Source organism: Bacteroidota bacterium (assembly GCA_016713765.1).
GTDB lineage: Bacteria > Bacteroidota > Bacteroidia > AKYH767-A > 2013-40CM-41-45 > Pollutiaquabacter > Pollutiaquabacter aromativorans.
This window is the reverse complement of sequence record JADJON010000001.1, coordinates 1,190,343-1,207,855: the sequence shown is the minus strand read 5'-3', so window position 1 is coordinate 1,207,855 and position 17,513 is coordinate 1,190,343. Positions and strand designations below refer to the sequence as shown.

The window sequence follows — 17,513 nt, the reverse complement described above, 5'->3', positions numbered from 1 at the left end:
ACCTTATCCTTTCACGGGTTCTTCCAGCAGGTCGATGAACTGGACAGCGTTGATCTCCATTTTGTTGATGACACGGTCGATCATGTACACCAGGTAGTGATAACAGGCGTACGCGATCATACCTACGAGCAGACCGGCTGCAGAGGAGATCATCTTCACATACAAACCGCCGGAGATGGCGTTGATCTCAAGACTGTTTTGCAGGGCGATCTGATAGAAGATCTTGATCACACCAAAAATCGTTCCGAGGAATCCGAACATCGGGGCGATACCGGAGATGGTACCCAGTACGTTCATGTTGTTCTCCATCTTGTAGATTTCGAGCTTGGCCACGTTTTCGATGGCTCCTTCGATCTCCTTCACCGGTTTCCCGAGGCGCATCAGGCCCTTCTCGATCATGCGGGCCACCGGGGTGTTGGTGTTTTTACAGAGCGCCTTGGCGGCATCGATGTTGCCATTGTGCACGTAGTCGCGGATCTGATTCATGAAGTTCATGTCGATCTTGGAATTCTTCTTGATGGTGAAATACCGTTCGAAGAAGATATACAAGGCAGCGATCGACAGGATCGCGATGGGGATCAGGATCGGGCCGCCTTTTTCGGCCATCTCCCACAGCGAGATTGACTGAGACGGCGTAGGGAGGGTGGGGACGGTCGTACTGGCGGTAGCCGCCGAGTCGGCGATCGAACCCGTCGATTGGCTGATCTGCAAAATGATTCCGTTCAACATGGACACTTTTCTTCTTTAATAGCCAACAAAATTACCCGGTTCAAGCCCCTGCATGGCTGCCGGGAGGGGTACTTGTTAACACGATTCTGTTAGCGGTAACGGAGTCGAGCCGAGGGATATTGAAAGGCCAGTGACAACTGCGTTCCGGGTTTCGGGTTCCGGGTTGAAGGTTGAAGGTTGAAGGTTGAAGGTTGAAGGTTGAAGGTTGAAGGTTGAAGGTTGAAAAAACCAAACTTTCAACATTCAACTTTCAACATTCAACTTTGAAACAGACCCGAAATATTCAACTCCCTATTCGGCCAGTAAGCTGAAGTTCACCGGCAATACCATGGCGGTGCTGACGCTTTCGCCTCCGTAGCGACCCGGCGACCACTTGGGACCGTTCGTGAGTACTTTTTCAATTTCACTTTCCATTCCAAAGCCGATCGGTTTGAGGAAGGTGATTTCCTGAATACGACCGTCGCGACCTACGATGAATTGCACGAAGAACCGACCGGATAATCCTTCCATTCTTGCCTGGGGTGTATAACGCAATTTGCTTCTGAAGTATTTATAAAACGCATCCAAACCTCCGGGGAAATCGGGTGCGACTTCCACACTCGCCTGGGAAAAGACCTTCGGGGCCGGCAAGGTCGACAAACCTGCTGTTGGCGGACCAACTGGGCCGGTGACCGGATTGCCAGGCCCCGGGCCGGGTGTGGGATCCACCGGACCGGGAACAGGAACAGGATCGACCGGTAAAGGTTCCTTTGCAACCGGTTTGAAGGCGTTTGGATCCCTTGGAGGAGTGATGGAAGACTTCCCGGCATTGGACTTTGGAAGAACCGAAGGCACGCTTGCCGGCGGTACATAGACGGACGGATTGACGAATACTATTCCGTCGCGCAGGCGGATCGGACTGTCGTGTGCCGGGCTGGGGAAAACCCAGCGCATCACTTTGGGAAGAAGGATCGCCATTCCGGCGAGGAGGCAACCGATCAGAAACGCACGGATCAATCGGGCTTCATAATTCACGCGCAAATCGTACGCGCCATACTGCTTGTTCTTTCGTTCAAAAATCATTTCGGTGTACACCGACTTACTAGATCGAAGGATTTTCATGGAAAGGATTTTCGGAAAGAGTCGGCGGCCGGGGGAATTCCATATGGGGTGGATAGGAGAAACTAGTAATTAGTAATTAGTAACTAGGAACTAGTAACTAGTAATTGGGGGATAGGGGATGGGGGATGGGGGATGGGGAATGGAGAATGGAGACTGAGGACTGAGGACTGAGGACTGGAAACAGTGGCCTGGGGTTGCTGTTTAAATGTTCTACTACCTAAAGTGGTTAATTTTACCGCCGACTTATTATAGGGACGAGGGACGAGGGACGAGGGACGAGGGACGAGGGACGAGGGACGAGGAGCGAGGGACGTGGGACGAGGAGCGATGCATGCCTGCCGAAGCTTTAGCGAAAGCAGGGGCGAGGCAATGAATGCCTACTGCCTACTGCCTACCGCAAACCGATTCCCGCCTACTGCCTTCCGTTTACCGCTTAGTCAACTAAGACAGAAACGACAGCCTTTTCGTATCTTAGTCGGGTCATTCTCTACTTATGCGAAAACTCCTATCGCTTGTCTTGCTAAGCTGTCTTGCCATGATCGCTCCTGCTTCCAGCAATGCGCAACTGTTGGTGACCTTTCCTGCTGCGGACAGTACGACGGTAACAGCCGACTGGTATCCGGTGAGCGATGAATTTCCGACCATTCTGCTTTGTCACCAGAACCGGTTCAGCCGTGGTGAATACCAGGAAACGGCACTTCGTCTGAACAAATTCGGCTTTAACTGCCTGGCCATCGACCAACGGGTGGGCAGCGAGGTGAATGGCGTGATCAACCAGACCGCTCTGGAGGCGAAAGCAAAAGGCCAGCAACCGGAGTTTCCGGACGCTGAACAAGACATCCGCGCAGGACTCGACTTTCTCTATGACAAATACAACAAGCCCGTCCTGATACTCGGCAGCTCGTATTCGGCTTCGCTTGCGCTTAAAATCGCGAACGGCAACAACAAAGTATCCGGTGTGATCGTTTTCAGTCCGGGCGAGTATTTCCAGGACAAGGATTTCACCCGCAACTCCATCAACGGACTGGACAAGCCGCTCTTCGCGACCTCCTCGCGGGACGAATCCGACAAAGTAACCGACCTCTTGCGCGACGTGAATTCCAGGATCAAAGTACAGTACGTACCGAAAACCGCCGGCGACCATGGATCCAAAGTACTTTGGTCGAAGTCGTCCGACAATCAGGATTACTGGGCAGCGCTCATGAGCTTCCTGATGCGCATGAAAAAAATGCAATAAGCCTGGCAAGCAGGGAAATCTCTGACGTGTGCGTTCGACTATGATTCATCAGAAGTTCCTGCCGCTCGTCCTGTTGTTTTGCCTGTGCCTCTCAACAGCCTATGCACAGAAAAACGTCACCACCGTAGGGCTGCAATTCAAACCGATCTTCCCGCTTTCCTTCCTGGGCACCGGTACCCAAAGCCAATTGGAGCAGGGTGTGCAATTCGACTTTTCGCTCAAGAGCGGATTTGCCGCTGGCATGGTGGTTCGTCGGGGCATGACGGACCTGCTTTCGTTCGAAACAGGCATCAACTACGTCAAGCGAACATTTACGCTTGACATTACCGATGCCAACTTCAATGCATCGAGCGATTTCCGGATGATCGCCTATGAAATACCGGCCTCGCTCCTGGCCTACGTCCAGCTTGGCGAAAAGCTATACATGAACGCATCCATGGGCGCTTCCGCCGACATGTTCGCCAGTAGTCTGGAGACCAAAGGGGAAGGATACGAGCATCGATCCAAGCGAAAAAATGTCCTGCAGCCAGCCGTCATCGCCAACATCGGCTGGGAATACCGCACCGTGAAATCCGGCTACTGGTACCTCGGCGCAAGCTATCATCGCCCGTTCAATTACATTTATAATTCTCAGGTACAGTACCAGCGCGCCGGCAAGGATTTCATCGTCGAACAACGCCTGCTCGGCAATTATCTGACACTGGACCTTCGTTACTTTTTTCACGAAGACCCCGACAACCTGAAACGCAAGCGGGTCTACTACGAAAATTAACCGTTCAACTTGGGATTGTTCTTGTGGCGATCCTGGTCACGAGCGGTCTTTTTCTCCAGGTTTTTCTGAAATGCTTCTTCCAGGTTAATGCCCGTTTGATTCGCCAGGCAAACCAACACGAACAACACATCCGCCAATTCATCCGCCAGCTCTTTTCCCTCGTCGGAAGGCTTCATGGATTGATCGCCATACTTCCGGGCCATGATCCTGGCCACCTCGCCTACCTCTTCCATCAGTATCGCCGTATTCGTGAGCTCGCTGAAATAACGTACACCATGCGTGCGGATCCAGTTGTCGACGGTGGTTTGGGCTTGGGAGAGGGTCATGGGGGTATTGGTGATTGGATATTGGATATTAGAAATTAGATATTGGTGATTGGTGATTGGTGATTGGTGATTTGGGGTCTATAACCGGAAAACCGAAACCGGAAACTTCCAACCCCCATCATTCTTTCACTTTACTGTCGATCCAGATCGTAACGGGGCCGTCGTTGATGAGACTTACTTTCATATCGGCCCCGAAGGTGCCGGAGGCGATTGGCTTACCGGTATCGCGTTGCAAGGCCGCTTTGAATTGCTCGTAGCGTGGAATAGCCGTTTCCGGTCGCGCCGCGTGGATGTAGGAAGGTCGGTTTCCTTTGGCTGTGGAAGCGTGCAGCGTGAATTGAGAAACGACCAGGATCTCGCCATCCACCTCGGTGACCGACCGATTCATCACACCCTGCTCGTCCGGGAAGATGCGAAGTCGGGCTATCTTACCCGATAACCAGTCGATATCCGTTTCATTGTCGGCCTCTTCGACGCCCACCAGTACGAGTAATCCCACGCCGATCTTCGCCGTGATCGCGCCGTCGATACGGACAGCAGCTTCCGAAACCCGTTGCAGCAATACGCGCATGACTCAGCGAAAATAGTCTTCGTTCATCAGAATGCTATGATAGCTCTCGTAACGGCTGAGCGCGATCTCCCCTTTTTCGACGGCAGGCAAGACCGCACAGCCCGTTTCATTCGTATGGATGCAATTGTTGAACTTGCATCCTTTGCCCACACGAAATATCTCCGGGAAAAAATGCGAGACTTCGTACTTGTCGAAGTCGATCGTACCGAACTCGCGGATACCCGGCGTATCGATGATGTAGCCTTTCTCCGGCAACTCGTGCATCTCCGCGAAGGTGGTCGTGTGCATGCCTTTCTGGTGTTGACGGGAAATACCGGCGGTCTTCAATTGCTTGCCCGGGATCAGGGAATTGATCAGGGTCGACTTTCCTACACCGCTGTGACCGGAGAACAAGGTGATGGAACCCTTCAGATCGTTTGACAGCACATCCAGCCCCTCACCGCTTATCCCGGACACGGCATACACCTTGTACCCGATGGATTCGTACAGATCGCGCGCCTCATGTACGAAGGCCCAAACATCTTCGTCGTAGAGATCGGTCTTGTTCCAGACGATTCCCGCCGGAATCGAATAGGCTTCAGCGGTGGCAAGGAAGCGATCGATGAAACCGAGCGAGGTTCGTGGAAGGACCGGTGTCGCAACGACCAGCGCGCGGTCGAGATTGGCCGCGATGATTTGAACCTGTCGGGATAGTTTGACCGATTTTCGAATGATGTAATTCTTACGCACACCGATCGATGTGACCAGGCCGACATCGTCACCCGGCTTCAATTCCAATTCGACCCGGTCGCCAACCGTGAGCGGATTGGTCGCCTCGAACCCCTTGAGCCGAAGGTTGCCGCGGATCCTGCATAAGAGCTCCTCCCCGCTGTCGAGCCGCACCAGGTACTGGCTGCCGGTGGATTTGGTTACAAGTCCGTGCACGGACCAAAGGTAGGAATCTCCACCGCCCCAAGTGGCCGGGCCAGTCTTAAAACCAACGCCCATTTCCTACCTTTGAGGGCAATGTCGGTCAGTGTACAGTCCATCAGCAAACGATACGGCGAACAGTTGGCGCTGGATGCCGTGAGTTTCGAAATACCGAAAGGGCACGTGGTCGGATTCCTGGGCCCTAACGGTGCCGGTAAATCAACGATGATGAAGATCCTGACCGGCTACCTTCCTCCCTCAGCCGGACGGGCTGCCGTTTGCGGCTTCGATGTTGTCGACGAATCGCTGGAAGTACGCCGGCGCGTGGGCTACCTGCCGGAACACAATCCACTCTATCTCGATCTCTATGTCCGGGAATACCTGGAATTCGTTGCAGGCCTGTATCGGACCGGAGCCGGACAAGCAGGTCGTATCCGTGCCATGATCGAAGCAACCGGTCTCGGACCCGAACAGCATAAAAAAATCGGCGCCTTGTCGAAGGGCTATCGTCAGCGTGTCGGCCTGGCGCAAGCCCTGCTGCATGATCCCGAAGTGCTGATCCTCGACGAACCTACCTCCGGGCTCGACCCCAACCAACTCAGCGAGATCCGGTCCCTGATCAAATCCCTCGGCCGGGAAAAGACCGTTCTACTTTCCACGCACATCATGCAGGAGGTAGAAGCGCTCTGCGACCGCGTCATCATCATCAACAAAGGCCGGATCGTGGCCGATGATACCACCGACTTACTCCGCCGGAAAGCCGCTCCGGAAGCGGCGATCCGGGTGTCGTTCGACCGCAATCCTACGCGCAGCCAATTGATGCAACTGAAAGGCGTCCGGGATGCCGAGAACATGACCGATACCCATTGGCGGATCGTTCCGGGCGAAGGGCAGGATGTTCGACCTGAATTGCTGCGGTACGCGGTCGAAAACGGATTGACGGTCCAATCCTTGCAGGTGGAAGAACAACGGCTGGAGGATGTGTTCCAGATACTCACCCGTTAGTTCATGACAAAGAAGCTACTCGCAGGACTACTCCTGCTGATTGCCTCGACGGCATTCGAAGCGAAAGGGCAGGCCCTTAGCGCTTACACCGATTACCGGGGTTACCTGCAAGTCTTTGACCGCGGCATGTTTTACCAGGCAGAATATCTGCCGGTACGTTCCTATCAGGTCGGCGGAAACGCTGTCGCGTATATCGACAACCGCAGTGACTTCCGCATTTTCCAGAATGGAAAAGCGAATATGCAGGTCAACGCGGCCGACTTCTGGTACCAGGTCACCAATAACCTGATCGCCTACAAAGTGGGCAACGTCTTGTATGTCTATGACAACGGGCAGAAGAAAATCCTGAGTTATTACAACGACGGCGTTTACCTCGGCGACAGCCTGCTGGCCTGGTTCGACAACAGCAACTACCTCTTGAGCATTTACTACAACGGGCGCACAGCCGAGTTGGAAAGCTCCATGCTCGAAAAGCCCAAAACAGTGAAAGCCGGCGCCAACACCCTGGCATGGGTGAATCAATCCAACTTCTTCAAGATCTTCTATCATGGTCAGACCTATACCCTCGACAACATCCCTCCGCGCGAATTCCAGGCCGGGCGCGATATCGTGGGGTATGTGGATGACTACAATGGTCACTTCCACCTGTTCTATCAGGGCGACACGGCGAGCGTCGAGATCTTTGCTCCGGATTCCTTCAAAGTAGGCTGGTCCATTGCCGCCTATGTTGATAATCTGGGAGACTTCCGGATCTTCTCGGAAGGCGCAACCCGCCGGATCATGCCCGACCGGCCGGACTTCTTTTATGTGGTGGGTAATGTGATCTGTTGGGGCTACAACGGTGATTTCAATATATTCTGGAACGGTAAGACCCACGTGGTCGAGCGTTTCATTCCCCGGGAATTCAAGATCGGACCCAACGGGGTGGCCTATTTCGATCTCAGCAACCAGCTCAAATACTGGTACAAAGGCGAAAATGCCACAGCATCCTATGAATCCGTGCTGAATTACGCCCTAAACGGGGACGTCCTCAAATTCACCGTCGGGACGAATACGGTGAAGGTCTTTTATGAGGGACGGGCTTATTGAGGTACGAGGTGCGGGGCATGCGAGGCATGCCTGCCGAAGCTTTAGCGAAGGCAGGGGCGAGGCATGCCTGCCGAAGCTTTAGCGAAGGCAGGGACGAGGGACGGGGGACGAGGTGCGGGGTGCGAGGCATGCCTGCCGAAGCTTTAGCGAAGGCAGGGACGGGGGACGAGACCTTGGGATTAGGCTGCCTGAAGCACAGCCTAAACACGAAACCCGGAACCCGGAACCCTCTTTTCCTTATCTTTGCAACCTGAAATTCAAAACCAATGTCCTATCTCTTCACGTCCGAATCGGTGTCCGAAGGGCACCCTGATAAGATTGCCGACCAGATTTCCGATGCACTGATCGATTATTTTCTGGCGTATGACCCGAAATCGAAAGTCGCCTGTGAAACACTGGTCACGACCGGACAGGTTGTACTTGCCGGTGAGGTGAAGTCGGAAGCATACCTGGATGTCCAGGAGATCGCCCGCGAAGTAATCAAGAAGATCGGCTATACGAAGTCGGAGTACATGTTCGAAGCGGCTTCCTGCGGTATCCTTTCCGCGATCCACGAACAGTCACCCGACATCAACCAAGGTGTTGAAAAGAAGGATCCCTACAAACAAGGCGCCGGTGACCAGGGCATGATGTTCGGTTACGCCTGCCGCGAGACGGATACCTACATGCCGCTTCCGCTGGAGCTGGCTCACCTCCTGCTCCGTGAGCTCGCGGATATCCGCCGCGAAGGCAAGGTCATGAAGTATCTCCGCCCGGACGCCAAGAGCCAGGTAACGATCGAATACAGCGACGACCATCGCCCGATCCGCATCGACGCCATCGTGGTCTCCACCCAGCACGACGACTTCGACAAAGAGAAAGCCATGCAGAAAAAGATCGCGGAGGATGTGGTAAGCATCCTCATTCCGCGCATCATGAAAAAACTGCCGAAGCGTGTGCAAGCCCTGTTCAACGACAAGATCAAATACCACGTCAACCCTACCGGCAAATTCGTCATCGGCGGACCGCACGGTGATACCGGCCTGACCGGCCGCAAGATCATCGTCGATACCTACGGCGGCAAAGGCGCACATGGTGGTGGCGCGTTCTCCGGAAAAGACCCGTCGAAGGTTGACCGTTCCGCGGCCTACGCTACCCGTCACATCGCCAAGAACCTGGTGGCCGCCGGTATCTGCGACGAAGCGCTGGTACAGGTAGCTTACGCGATCGGCGTCGCCGACCCCGTTGGCCTGTACATCAACACCTACGGAACCTCCAAGGTGAACATGTCCGACGGCGAGATCGCCCGGAAAGTCGCCCGGATCATCGACATGCGTCCGTACGCGATTGAGCAGCGTTTCAAACTGCGCACCCCGATCTACCTCGAAACGGCCGCCTATGGACACATGGGACGCCAGCCGAAGAAGGTGACCAAGATCTTCAACAAAGGCAAGAAGAACGAGAAACGCATCGAAGTGGAACTCTTCCCTTGGGAGAAACTCGACAAAGTCGATGCCTTGCGCAAGGAGTTCAACCTTTCCGAAAAGGCTGCAACCCGCAAGACCGCGCAACTCGAACTGGTCTGATCGCAATATCATCAACGAAAAACCCCGCCACATGGCGGGGTTTTTTATTTCTTCGTGTACCACAATCAAATCATCGATGAACCTGAGTGACTGGATCGGTTTCGCCGGCGTCAGCCTGTTGCTGATCGCGTACTTTCTTCAGACGAGCGGAAAGCTCGCCAGCGACGGACGCCCGTATCTCTGGATGAACTTCCTGGGCGCAGCGGTCGCATGCTTTGCCAGCTGGCTGATACGGTACTGGCCGTTCGTGCTGCTCGAAGGTGCCTGGGCGGTTGTTTCATTGCAATCGCTGTTTAAAAAGAGGTAAGAGAATCAAGTGTGTTCCGCTACGATCTTCCGCAGCCATTTCAACATGGCCAGGATCGCAAGGGCCGCAATGAGGGAAACCACACAGTTCACCCAAAAGAAACTGGCTTTGTGCGAGTAAGAATCCCAGAGCGAGGCCAGCACGCCTGACATCTTGTTTCCAATCGAGGTGGCCAGCGACCAGCCACCCATCATGAGCGCCGTGATGCGGGGCGGACTCAGTTTGGATACCAGCGACAAACCCATCGGACTAAGGCATAGCTCACCGATGGTGATGACACCATAGGTACCCACCAGCCACCAACCGGAAACCTTCTCGGCACCATTACCGCCCGCATATACGGCTCCTACCATTAGCAAGGTGGAGAGCGCCGTGATCAGGAGACCCAGGAAGATCTTACCCGGGGTGGATGGCTCCTTGTTTCGTCTTCGCAGGAACGCGAATGCGGCCACCACCAACGGCGTCAACGCGACGACAAAGAACGGATTGATACTCTGGAAGATCTCCGTCGAGAGCAGGTGCGTAGTACCACCTTCCTCCGGCCAGTGATCCCGGGGCAGGTTGCGGTAGTAGGACGGGAAATCATACGTCTTCGCCACCTTTCCATCCGCGTCTTTGACCGCGCGGAATTGTTCGTCGGTCAGTGTGATCGTATCCTTAGTCAGCGTGACATCCTGCACCATGCCGAGCTGCTTGGCAGGAGCGACCATGGCGGCAGGCAACTCACGGTCGGTATAGCTTTCGGCCCAGGTCGTGAGGGCAGTGCCGTTTTGTTTGAAGATCGCCCAGAAGATGATCACCACGCCGTAGATCGACAACAAAGCCGCGACCGGGCGCTTGTCTTCCGGTTTCAGCCGGAACAACAACGAGACGTAGAACAAGGCTACCGGTAAGGCCCCGAAGATGAAGGCATCGGTGGAGTCGCTGCCGAACACATTGCCGGGAATGCTCCAGCCGAGGAAACCCGCGACCACCGCCGGAAGCAGGACCATGCCGAATACACGACCGACGCCCATGTCCTCCGGGTTGGCGGGTTTGATCACGTCCATGTGTTTGTAGTGACGGTTCCCGATCCAGAAGATGATCACGCCGAGGAACATACCCACGCCGGCGGCAATGAAGGCTTCGCCCCAGCCGAAAGCGTTGCGGAGATAGGCCGCGAAGAAATTGCAGATGAAGGCACCGATGTTGATGCCCATGTAGAAGATGTTGTAGCCGGCGTCCTTTCTCGGTTTGAATTTCGGTTCGTTGTAGAGGTTCCCCAGCAAGGTGGAGATGTTGGGCTTGAAAAAGCCGTTACCCAGAATGATCAGTCCGAGCGAGGTGTAGAAGGCAGTGGGACCCGGCAGGGAGAGGCCGATGTAACCCAACCCCATCAGGATGCCCCCGATGGTGATTGCCACACGCAGGCCGAGGATCCGGTCCGCCAGCAAGCCGCCGATGAACGGTGTCAGATACACCAGGGCGATGAAGGTGCCGAAGATGTCCGATGCATCCTTTCGGTCAAAGGCCAGTCCGCCCCGTTCCGTATCGGTCATGTACAGGAAAAAGATCCCGATGATCAGGTAATAGCCGAAGCGTTCCCACATCTCCGTAAAGAAGAGATAGGGCAAGCCGGCGGGGTGGTTGCGTTCCTTCTGCATAATGTTCCTGGCCTCCTGGCCTTTCGGCAAAATAAGCAGGAATGATCAGGCGTACAACAGGGGTCGGGTGCAAAACTCGGCGAGCAGCGTCGAGCGAAGTTGACCGCCTCCTCCTACATTCGCTGACGTGCAGGAACAGCAACGCCCCCGTTTCATCCGGCTGATCATCGGTCCGCTGATGGGCTGCCTGGCCTACTGGCTGCTGAGTACGAACGGGCTCGATCACGCGAAAGCGGCGACGGTGCTCGTGACGATCTGGATGGGGATCTGGTGGATCACCGAAGTGATCGACCTGGGTGTCACCTCCTTTCTCCCCTTCCTCCTCTTCCCGCTCCTCGGCGTGCTCGACTCGAACACGGTCGCGGCGCAGTACATGGAGCAGACGATCTTTCTTTTCGTTGGCGGATTCTTTCTGGCTTACGCGATGGAACGCTGGAACCTGCACCAGCGGCTCGCGTTCTCCATCATTCTCAAAGCCGGGTCCACGCCCTCCCGCGTATTGCTGGGGATCATGATCACCACCTTCACTGTGTCGATGTGGATCTCGAATACGGCTACGACCGTCATGCTCCTGGCCGCGGTCCTCGCGATCGTGCGGCACGAACACCTCTTTCCGAAATCGGGACATGCGAAGATCGCGACGGGCTACCTCCTCGCATTGGCTTATACCGCCAGCATCGGCGGTATGGCCACCCTCGTCGGAACGCCGCCGAACATGATCCTGGCCGGTTTCATGGACAAGATCGAACCGGGCGCGGTGAACTTCAACCGCTGGTTCGTCTTCGGCTTTCCGTTCGCGTTGACCTTTGGCACGATCGCGTTCTTCTTCATCCGGTACCGCTTCATTCCGAAGTCCGACGACCTGCGCTTCGACCGCAACTACATCCGCGAAAAACTGGAAGCCCTGGGGCCGTTGCAGACGGAAGAGAAACGCGTCATCGCCATCTTCCTGTTCGCCGTGCTGGGCTGGTTCACGCGCATCGACCTCGACTTCGGCGCCTTTCGGATTCCCGGTTGGTCGAACCTGTTGCCGGAAGGAAAGATGATCAAGGACTCCACCATCGCGATCTTCGCGGCCCTCCTGTTGTTCCTGATCCCGGCGAAGAAAAAAGATGCCGGCGCTCTGCTGAACTGGTCCGACGTGACACGACTGCCGTTCCGCATCATCCTGCTCTTCGGAAGCGGCTTCGCCTTAGCGGAAGCATTCGAACGAACCGGACTGGCGCAGTGGCTGGCGGGGCACTTGCAAGTCCTGCACGGCATGCCGGCCTGGATCATGGTGCTGGGCGTAGCCGTGATGGCGACCGCGCTGAGCGAGTTCGCTTCCAACGTGGCCAGCGTGCAATTGATGTTACCGATCCTGGCGCCCCTGGCCGTCTCCCTGGAAGTGGATCCGCTGGTCCTGATGTTCCCGGCGACGATCGCGGCTTCCTTCGGCTACATGATGCCTGTTGCAACGGCCGCGAATACGATCGTGTATGGCACCGGCTACATCCCCGTACGGCAGATGATGCGCACGGGACTTTTCCTGAACATCATCGGCATATTGCTGCTGACACTGTTCTCGCAGCTCATCCGATTTTAAAATCATTCTTCGGCGAGCCTCCGGAGGTCCTGGAGGAGCGCCGGATCGTTGGGTCGCTTCGCGTTGAAATCGACGATCTCACCTTTGGCATTCATCAACATATAACGCGGAATACTGTAGACCTGGAAAAAGGTACATACTTCCGAATTCCAGTCTCCCGGCGAAATGACATTCTCTCCCTGTATCCCCATGTCTTGGACGGCTTTCTTCCACGACTCCTGCTTGGAGTCGATGGAGATGTAAAGGAAGACGACCTTCTTCTTCAATTTCGGATCAAGGCTGTCGTGCAGTTGCTTTGAGAATGGCATCATAGCCCGGCAAGGGCCACACCAGCTCGCCCAAAAGTCGATGTACACGACTTTGCCTTTGAAGTCGTCCAGTTTGACTTGCTTTCCTTCGAGATCCTTGAAACTGATTCCGGCCTCCCCGGTCTTGGCTGCCTGGGCATCGGCCGGGGAAACCTCCGCGAGTTTCTGATACACTTGATCCCTTTTCTCTTCGCAAATCTTCCGGACCGCTGAAACATAGGAACCTCCCTCGTCGCAGGACCGCAACTCCTTCGTGAGTTTGTTGTACATAAAAGGCGACAGGAATCCGCATTCATCCGCGAGAAAACGGGCAAGGAATATCCTGAACACCGGCTGCTCCAGTCGGTCTCGCGCAACCTGGATCTTCCGGTCGGAAGAGGATGAAACATCCGGAAACTTCCGGAAGCCATTCGTCTTGGATGTCTGGTAATAGATATAATGCCGAACGAACAAGCGGTACTGTTCGTTCACCAGTGCGGATGGCTCGTTGATCTTCACTTTCTCGAGGCCGTCCAGCATCGACTCGGGCAGGGGGTTAACGGTTTGTATTTCCCGGCTGCTGTTCGCGATCACGATGGGGTACGACAACAACAACGCCCAATACCGATACCTGATCTGCGTTTCGAGATAGCTCCGGGCCGGAGCGGAAAGTGCCGACCATGCCGGGTCCTGCTTGCAGTAATCGAGCTGTTCCTTGCGCATCGAAAAGATCTTCGCCTCGTACGCGTCTATGGGTGTGTTCATGATCGCAAGCGACTGAAGGCTGTCGTTGAACGCAGCGGCATAATGGATCAGAAACCGGCAGATGAAGCCGGCGTCCGCCGCGCCTTTTCCGGAAAAGGACAATCCGCTTTCAGCGGCGCTATCCGGCGCGACTTCGATATCGCATCCGGGTTGCAGGAACATCGGAATCCGTCGCCCCTGAAACTCCAGCGAGGCCATGACACTGGAATCCGTCGCGACCTCAAACGAGAAACGATTGTTCTGCAGGCGTTGCTCCTGACGTTCCTGGAAACGGTTCAGGCAGTTCCGGTCGATGGCCAGGGCCACCTGTTGTTCGTCGGTTACCGGGACCATTCCCTGGATGACCACCTTTCCCGCAAAAACCGGGGAGGATAGGAATATCAGCGTCAGCAGCGTGAAACCGGCAAGGCAACGGAGAACAGTTTTCATGAGAGCAAGATACGCAAGGCCCCTGAAAACAAGCGGTAGCCGGGATTAGTCCTCGCTCTTGGCCTTTCCGCGGAAGAAGATCTGGACCGGTACTCCCGAAAAATCGAAGCGCTCCCGCAGTTTATTCTCGAGGAAACGGCGGTAGGATTCGTTCACGTACTGGGGCAGGTTGCAGAAAAAGGCGAACTGAGGCGTGGTAGTCGGCAGTTGGGTGACGTACTTGACCTTGACGTATTTCCCTTTGATCGCCGGCGGAGGATTGTTCTCGATAATGGGCAGGAAAAAATCGTTCAGCTCGGAAGTGCGTACTTTCTTCTTCCGGTTTTCAAAAACACGGATGGCTTCTTCAAGGGCTTTGAACACGCGTTGCTTGTCGATCACCGAGGTGAAGACGACCGGCACATCGGTAAAAGGCGCCAGGCGTGCGCGGATGTGATCGGCAAAAGCTTTGGCGGAGTTCTGGTCCTTCTCGACGAGGTCCCATTTGTTGACGATGACCACTACGCCCTTGCGGTTGCGTTCCACGAGGTGGAAGATGGCCAGGTCCTGGGCATGGATGCCCTGCTGAGCATCGATCATGAAGAGGCAGACGTCGGAGTCTTCGATCGCGCGTACGGAGCGCAGCACCGAATAGAACTCGAGGTCTTCCTTCACGCGCGCTTTGCGGCGGAGACCGGCGGTATCGACGAGGATGAAGTCGTGGCCGAACTTGGTATAGCGTTGCTGGATCGGGTCGCGGGTGGTGCCGGCGATCGGTGTCACGATGCTGCGTTCCTCGCCGATGAGCATGTTGAGCAGGGAGGACTTGCCCACGTTGGGCTGGCCGACGATGGCGAGTTTCGGTAAGCCGCTGGTGTCTTCGGGTTCGTCGTCGGGCAGGGCGGCTACGAGCGCGTCGAGGAGTTCGCCGGTTCCGGAGCCGTTCATGGCGGAGATGCAATAGGGATCGCCGAGGCCGAGGGAGTAAAACTCGGCCGCGTCGTGTTGTCGTTGCGGGTTATCCACCTTGTTGGCCACGACGAAAACGGGCTTACCCGATTTCCGCAGCAGGCGCGCGACGGCATCGTCGAGGTCGGTTACGCCCATCTCTACGTCGAGAACGAGCAGGAGGACGTTGGCTTCTTCGACGGCGACTTCCACCTGTTTGCGGATCTCGCCTTCGAAAGCATCGTCGGAGCCGCGGACATAACCGCCGGTATCGATGATGGAGAACTTACGTCCGGTCCATTCGGCATGGCCGTAGTGGCGGTCGCGGGTCACCCCACTCTGCTCATCCACGATCGCCTGCCGGGATTCGGTGAGGCGATTGAAGAGCGTGGATTTCCCCACATTGGGACGCCCGACGATGGCTACGATGTTGGACACGGAAACGGTTGATTTTAAATGAAAATAGCCGAATTGCTTCGGCTATTTCGTTCTGGTAGCGGGGACAGGACTCGAACCTGTGACCTTTGGGTTATGAGCCCAACGAGCTACCAACTGCTCCACCCCGCACTGTTTGAGGACTGCAAAGGTACGGAAATATTCGCTCAATCCAACTCTTTTATCAATTTGCAAAAAGTTGATTGCTAGAGGATTCGGCTTACGCTCCGAGTTAGTATGTCAAACACCAATAGCACGCGGATACTGCGAATGTTGCGAATTTACGCGGATGTCTTCGATAAGCAGATGTGTGCGATGTTTGATCCGACGGCCTTCTTCGTATGATTAAGTTACGCAGAGTCGCGCGGAGGTAACGCAGAGTCTCGCAGAGTTCAATCTCTGTGTATTCTAAGACTTACGCAACGTTTTGATTGATTTTTTTCTCGTAGGTTAGGACGAATGGGGTTTTTCTTTTAATGACTGCAAAGACCCGATTGATCAGTTTGCAGGCTACGGCGTTTGCGATGACTTTGTGGTGTTTGCCCTCGGCCTTTTCCTTTGGCAGTAGACCCTTATTTCAGGGTCGTAGATCATGGCGCTATTGGCTCCGTTGAGCAAGATTGCTTTCATCTGCTTATTTGCCATGGGATGTACCCTGGTCCTTCCCTTGGTTAATCCGGAGGAGTGTTCAAAAGGCGCCGTTCCGGCATAGCAGGCGAACTTACGACCATCATCGAACTGAGTGAAGTTCTGGGTTATAACGAGCATCATCGTTGCAGCAATGAGTCCTATTCCCTTGACAGATTGTATCAGATCAAAATTCTGTTTGAGCTCCGGATCGGAGGCGATCACTTTTTCAATGGCCTCGTTTACTGCCTTAATGCTCTTTTCCAGCCGTTGAATGTGTTGTTCCAGATCCTCGGTAACCAGGTGATTGTCGATCACAATATTGAGCTTTGAGCGGCTCTTGAGGCTATTGACATTCTGGGTATGTTGCTGCACCAACGAGGCGCGGTAGGAGATCAGCTCTTTGAGTTGAAGGATGGATTTTTGAGGGATCACAAATGGCCGGAGCTTGTGATGATGGATCAAGGCGTAAACGCCGATTCGCTCTGCATCCGTCCGGTCACTTTTACCTCGGGTTACGCCCAGGGATTGTTGGATCTCTCTTGCCGGTATTACCGAATAGGTCATACCCTTTTCCTGTAACAGGCAACACAAAAGCAATCCGTAGTTGCCGGTGTGTTCCATGCAAAACCAGGGAGGTGATCCCGCTGGCACCTCCTTTTTCAGGCGTTTAAACATGGATTCAATTCCCTCCTGGCTGTTCTTCACCCGGAACAGACTCAAGGGTTTGGCTGAAGGGTCCACTACCAGCGCTACATCCAGCCATTGCGATGAGATGTCAATGCCAACGGTACAGACTGTTTTCATAACTTTGGTTTTAAGGTTTATTTGTCTGTACTGGAACAGGATGTGCTGCTAAAACCTTTAATAGGCCTGGATGCCTATGATTCTAACTGGCACCGCACCCTGAAAAGAGATAGAGGACTGATACACAGATTAGCCCTGAAGGCTCTAACTCTGCTTAGTTCACCTCTATCTCTTCCAGCACAGTCAGCTTGAAGTTACGAAGGCAAGTCTAAAGGAGACTCTGTGTGTCCTCTGGGATACTCTGTGCTACTAATCCTAAGCCTAGCGAAAGTGGTCACAAATTGATGGCACGCGGATCACGCGGATGCTTCAGCTAACCGAGGCGCTATCCTTGTGCTACGACCTTTGAGGCAACTTTTTCTCATTTCCTCCTCCCCTTCCGATTCCCTACCTTCGC

General features: G+C 54.7%; 16 protein-coding genes and 1 tRNA gene. 7 read left to right on the top strand and 10 right to left on the bottom strand.

The features are described from left to right. Nucleotides 1–3: 3 nt before the first annotated feature. Nucleotides 4–729: a MotA/TolQ/ExbB proton channel family protein gene (locus tag IPJ96_04695; GenBank protein MBK7909647.1), complete on the bottom strand. Its 726-nt coding sequence runs from the start codon at nt 727–729 to the stop codon at nt 4–6. A gap of 291 nt (nt 730–1,020) precedes the next feature. Beyond that, complete coding sequence (locus IPJ96_04690; protein MBK7909646.1) at nt 1,021–1,830, bottom strand: energy transducer TonB; 810 nt, start codon at nt 1,828–1,830, stop codon at nt 1,021–1,023. Between the two features lie 493 nt (nt 1,831–2,323). Here IPJ96_04690 and IPJ96_04685 point away from each other — a divergent pair, with 493 nt between their 5' ends. Beyond that, entirely contained in the window at nt 2,324–3,067 is a 744-nt protein-coding gene (locus tag IPJ96_04685) for an alpha/beta hydrolase (protein MBK7909645.1), read from the top strand. Between the two features lie 28 nt (nt 3,068–3,095). After that, the gene (locus IPJ96_04680) at nt 3,096–3,839 is read left to right on the top strand and encodes a hypothetical protein (protein ID MBK7909644.1); all 744 of its coding nucleotides are present in this window, start codon (nt 3,096–3,098) and stop codon (nt 3,837–3,839) included. Here IPJ96_04680 and IPJ96_04675 read toward each other — a convergent pair. From IPJ96_04675 to rsgA, 3 genes are all read right to left on the bottom strand, one after another. After that, the gene (locus IPJ96_04675) at nt 3,836–4,165 is read right to left on the bottom strand and encodes a nucleotide pyrophosphohydrolase (protein ID MBK7909643.1); all 330 of its coding nucleotides are present in this window, start codon (nt 4,163–4,165) and stop codon (nt 3,836–3,838) included. The two genes, IPJ96_04680 and IPJ96_04675, sit on opposite strands and share 4 nt — an antisense overlap. A gap of 118 nt (nt 4,166–4,283) precedes the next feature. Next, nucleotides 4,284–4,736 (bottom strand): D-tyrosyl-tRNA(Tyr) deacylase, encoded by a 453-nt coding sequence (locus tag IPJ96_04670; protein ID MBK7909642.1) that lies wholly within the window; start codon nt 4,734–4,736, stop codon nt 4,284–4,286. Nucleotides 4,737–4,739: 3 nt separating this feature from the next. Beyond that, nucleotides 4,740–5,660 carry a ribosome small subunit-dependent GTPase A gene (rsgA, locus tag IPJ96_04665; protein ID MBK7909641.1) on the bottom strand — a complete coding sequence of 307 codons (921 nt, stop codon included), beginning with the start codon at nt 5,658–5,660 and terminating at the stop codon, nt 4,740–4,742. 81 nt (nt 5,661–5,741) lie between these two features. Here rsgA and gldA point away from each other — a divergent pair, with 81 nt between their 5' ends. The 4 genes from gldA (at nt 5,742) to IPJ96_04645 (ending at nt 9,611) form a co-directional block, all read left to right on the top strand. Beyond that, nucleotides 5,742–6,650 (top strand): gliding motility-associated ABC transporter ATP-binding subunit GldA, encoded by a 909-nt coding sequence (gldA, locus tag IPJ96_04660; GenBank protein MBK7909640.1) that lies wholly within the window; start codon nt 5,742–5,744, stop codon nt 6,648–6,650. Nucleotides 6,651–6,653: 3 nt separating this feature from the next. Next, the gene (locus tag IPJ96_04655) at nt 6,654–7,739 is read left to right on the top strand and encodes a hypothetical protein (protein MBK7909639.1); all 1,086 of its coding nucleotides are present in this window, start codon (nt 6,654–6,656) and stop codon (nt 7,737–7,739) included. Between the two features lie 266 nt (nt 7,740–8,005). After that, on the top strand, nt 8,006–9,304 hold the full coding sequence (locus IPJ96_04650; GenBank protein ID MBK7909638.1) for a methionine adenosyltransferase: 1,299 nt from the start codon (nt 8,006–8,008) through the stop codon (nt 9,302–9,304). A 76-nt stretch (nt 9,305–9,380) separates the two neighbouring features. Then, a complete protein-coding gene (locus IPJ96_04645) occupies nt 9,381–9,611 on the top strand; it encodes a hypothetical protein (protein MBK7909637.1) in 231 nt (76 codons plus the stop codon). 5 nt (nt 9,612–9,616) lie between these two features. On the opposite strand, the gene IPJ96_04640 is transcribed toward IPJ96_04645, so the two are convergent. Continuing rightward, the gene (locus IPJ96_04640; GenBank protein ID MBK7909636.1) at nt 9,617–11,254 is read right to left on the bottom strand and encodes a peptide MFS transporter; all 1,638 of its coding nucleotides are present in this window, start codon (nt 11,252–11,254) and stop codon (nt 9,617–9,619) included. Nucleotides 11,255–11,381: 127 nt separating this feature from the next. Between IPJ96_04640 and IPJ96_04635 the strand changes: the two genes are divergently transcribed. Then, complete coding sequence (locus tag IPJ96_04635) at nt 11,382–12,839, top strand: SLC13/DASS family transporter (GenBank protein ID MBK7909635.1); 1,458 nt, start codon at nt 11,382–11,384, stop codon at nt 12,837–12,839. Nucleotides 12,840–12,841: 2 nt separating this feature from the next. On the opposite strand, the gene IPJ96_04630 is transcribed toward IPJ96_04635, so the two are convergent. The 4 genes from IPJ96_04630 to IPJ96_04615 form a co-directional block, all read right to left on the bottom strand. Beyond that, nucleotides 12,842–14,320, bottom strand: coding sequence for a TlpA family protein disulfide reductase (locus IPJ96_04630; protein MBK7909634.1), 1,479 nt, complete (start codon nt 14,318–14,320; stop codon nt 12,842–12,844). Between the two features lie 45 nt (nt 14,321–14,365). Continuing rightward, complete coding sequence (gene der / locus IPJ96_04625; protein ID MBK7909633.1) at nt 14,366–15,685, bottom strand: ribosome biogenesis GTPase Der; 1,320 nt, start codon at nt 15,683–15,685, stop codon at nt 14,366–14,368. 53 nt (nt 15,686–15,738) lie between these two features. Further along, nucleotides 15,739–15,814: transfer RNA gene (locus IPJ96_04620), tRNA-Met, on the bottom strand. Between the two features lie 378 nt (nt 15,815–16,192). Further along, nucleotides 16,193–17,116 (bottom strand): IS110 family transposase, encoded by a 924-nt coding sequence (locus IPJ96_04615; protein ID MBK7909632.1) that lies wholly within the window; start codon nt 17,114–17,116, stop codon nt 16,193–16,195. Nucleotides 17,117–17,513: the final 397 nt, after the last annotated feature.